The organism is Tahibacter caeni (assembly GCF_024609805.1).
In the GTDB taxonomy this organism is placed as follows: Bacteria; Pseudomonadota; Gammaproteobacteria; order Xanthomonadales; family Rhodanobacteraceae; genus Tahibacter; species Tahibacter caeni.
Map to the genome: position 1 here is coordinate 1 of NZ_JANFVR010000481.1, position 2,616 is coordinate 2,616.

General features: G+C 71.4%; 4 protein-coding genes. 3 read left to right on the forward strand and 1 reads right to left on the reverse strand.

The features are described from left to right. The coding region (locus NON22_RS22885) for a winged helix-turn-helix domain-containing protein (RefSeq protein WP_257389298.1) at nucleotides 1–489 on the reverse strand (489 nt) is incomplete at its 3' end. Between the two features lie 97 nt (nucleotides 490–586). Between NON22_RS22885 and NON22_RS22890 the strand changes: the two genes are divergently transcribed. From NON22_RS22890 to NON22_RS22900, 3 genes are all read left to right on the forward strand, one after another. Further along, nucleotides 587–1,285 (forward strand): alpha/beta fold hydrolase, encoded by a 699-nt coding sequence (locus NON22_RS22890; protein WP_257389299.1) that lies wholly within the window; start codon nucleotides 587–589, stop codon nucleotides 1,283–1,285. 118 nt (nucleotides 1,286–1,403) lie between these two features. After that, on the forward strand, nucleotides 1,404–1,985 hold the full coding sequence (locus NON22_RS22895) for a glycine zipper 2TM domain-containing protein (RefSeq protein WP_306673977.1): 582 nt from the start codon (nucleotides 1,404–1,406) through the stop codon (nucleotides 1,983–1,985). A gap of 259 nt (nucleotides 1,986–2,244) precedes the next feature. After that, nucleotides 2,245–2,616: hypothetical protein (locus NON22_RS22900; protein WP_257389300.1), on the forward strand; the 372-nt coding region annotated here is incomplete at its 3' end.

A 2,616-nucleotide genomic window follows, 5' to 3' on the forward strand; every position in this document is an offset into this window, starting at 1 on the left:
GCCGCGCGGCGCGGCGGCTGGCGTCTGCTCGGCAACGGGCGGCGCCGGCCGCAGCTCGCCGGCGTGTGCTCGCGTCGCCGTCGGCAGGGCAAGCACCGGAACCGTCGGCGTTGCTTCGGGAACCGGATCGGCACGCGCCTCCGGCGCCGGCGTTTCTTCGGCCGTGGCGGCCGCCGTGTCAGTCGGCAGCACCCAGCGATAGCCGAAGCGCGGCACGGTGCGCACGGCGTGCTGCTCGTTGCCGGTGTCGCCCACCGCCCGGCGCACGCGCAGTATGGTCTGGGCCAGCAGGGTGTCGGAGACGTCGACCTTGCCCCAGACCGCGGCGATCAGTTCGTCGCGGCCGACGGCCCGTTCGCGGTGTTCGACCAGATAGGCCAGGCAGTCGAACGCGCGCGGCGGCAGCGCGACGAGCTCGCCGCCGCGCCGCAGCTCGCGCGTGGCGGGATCGAAGCGGAAGTCGGCGAAGCGATAGACAGCGGTAGGCATCCGCGGCAGCGTAGCCTGCCCCCGGCCGGCTGCGCCATCCACGCCGGTGTCCCGGCGACGATCGCCGCCGATAATGCGCACCATGCAGCGAAACGACATGACGACACCGACCCTGGCGATCCACGGCGCGGGCGGCGGCGCCTGGGAATGGGCGATCTGGCAGCGCGTCTGGCAGGCGCAGGCGCGGTCGTTCGTCGTGCCGGAGCTCATGCCGGCCGCCGCGGGCCTCGCGCGGACCGGCCTGGACGACTATGTGGCGCAGGCCCGCGCCGCGGCGCGGGCGTTGCTGCGGCCTTGTCTGATCGGTGCGAGCCTCGGCGGGCTGATCGCGCTGGCCTTGGCGAAAGAAGTCGAGGCCTCGGCCCTCGTGCTCGTCGATGCGCTGCCGCCGCTCGGCGTCGCGCCACGACCGCCGGCGAAAGCCGTCGATGGCGACATCGTGCCCTGGGCCAGCCGGCGCCGTTTCGCGAGCACACAGCGCGCGTTGCCCGACGCCGACGCGCCGACGCAGCACTACGCATTCCGCCGCTGGCGCGACGAGTCCGCGGCAGTGTTGCGCGAAGCGGCCGACGGCCTGGCCGTGACGCCGCCGCGCTGCCCGGTGCTCGTCATCGCCGCCGAGCTCGACGAGTCCGTCCCGGGCGAGGCCAGCCGTACGCTGGCGCAGCAGCTCGGCGCGGCGTTCTGGCCGCTGCGCGCGAGTCACGTCGGACTGCTGGTCGGCCGCCGCGCCGCCGACGCCGCGGCGCATGTACTGGCCTGGACACAGGCCGTAACACTGACTGCGATCCCGTGACGAGACCGGCTTCCGGCTGAATGAACGCCATGTAACTGCCGGAATTAACTAGGAATTCATTCGCTCGCCCCTAACTTGGCGGCAACCGGGAATTCGTTGCCCGGAGTCAGGAGGCGAAATGAAGAACCTTGCATTCATCACGATGGCACTGGTTGCCGGCGCGGCGCTTTCCACTCCGGCCCTTGCCTACCGCGGCGACTACTACGACAGCCGCTACGAGGTCCGCTACGACTGGGCCACTGTCGTCGACGTGGATCCGATCGTCGAACGTTCGAGCCGGCCGGTGAACCGCGAAGTCTGCTATGACCAGCCGGTGGATCGCTACGAGCCGGGCTACACGGCGCGCCGCGACCATACGGGTTCGACCGTGCTCGGCGCCGTAATCGGCGGCGCGCTTGGCAACCAGATCGGCAAGGGCGACGGCCGCAAGGCGGCGACGATCGCCGGCGCGGTGATCGGCGGCGCGGTCGGCAACAACGCGTCGCACCGTCGCGGCGACTACTACGAGACCAGCGGCACCTACGTCCGCGGCTACGAGACCCGTTGCCGCCAGGAAACCGCCTGGCGCGGCAACGACGACATCGTCGGCTACGAGGTGACGTACCGTTATCGCGGCGACACCTACCACACCACGATGGACCATCACCCGGGCAACCGCCTGCGTGTCCGGGTCGACCGCGGCGTCACGCCGGCGGAATAACCGAGGAACGGTGGGCGCCGGCTTGAAACCGGCGCCTCATCCCCGACCTCGGAGCGCAGACACGCCGGCATCGGGACGATGCCGGATCGGGACAGACGGGCACCTCCGGGTGCCCGTCTTTTTATGGCCGATCGGCGGAAACCGACGAGGTGCCGCGCAGATGAACGGAACGGATATGCGCCGCTCGAGCCCGCTTCGGCTAACCGATTTCTAATGCGCGCGCTGGCTACACTGCGCGCCTTTCCCGTCGCCTGATCGCATGAGCGCCGAAGCGCAGCCGTCCCGGCCCGAGCGGCCGCGCCCTCCCAGCACGCCGGACCCGGCCCAGGCGGCGGCTCGGGTACTGCCGCTGCGGCGCGAGCTGCTGCACGAGCTGCGCTGGCGTCCGCCGGACGTGAACTGGCGGCGCATTGCCGTGGCGGTCGCGATCGTCGTGATCGCGCACATCGTGCTCGTGCTGCTCGTGCGCGATGCGATGAAGCCCAAGCCGTTCATCGAAGACCGCCGCGACGTGATCCAGGTCAGCCTGATCGAGCTGCCGCCACCGATCGAGCCGGCGGTCGTGCACGAATTGCCGCCGCTGCAGGTCGCCGCGCCGTCGACCGGCGCCGCGCGCAATGCGCCGGCGCCG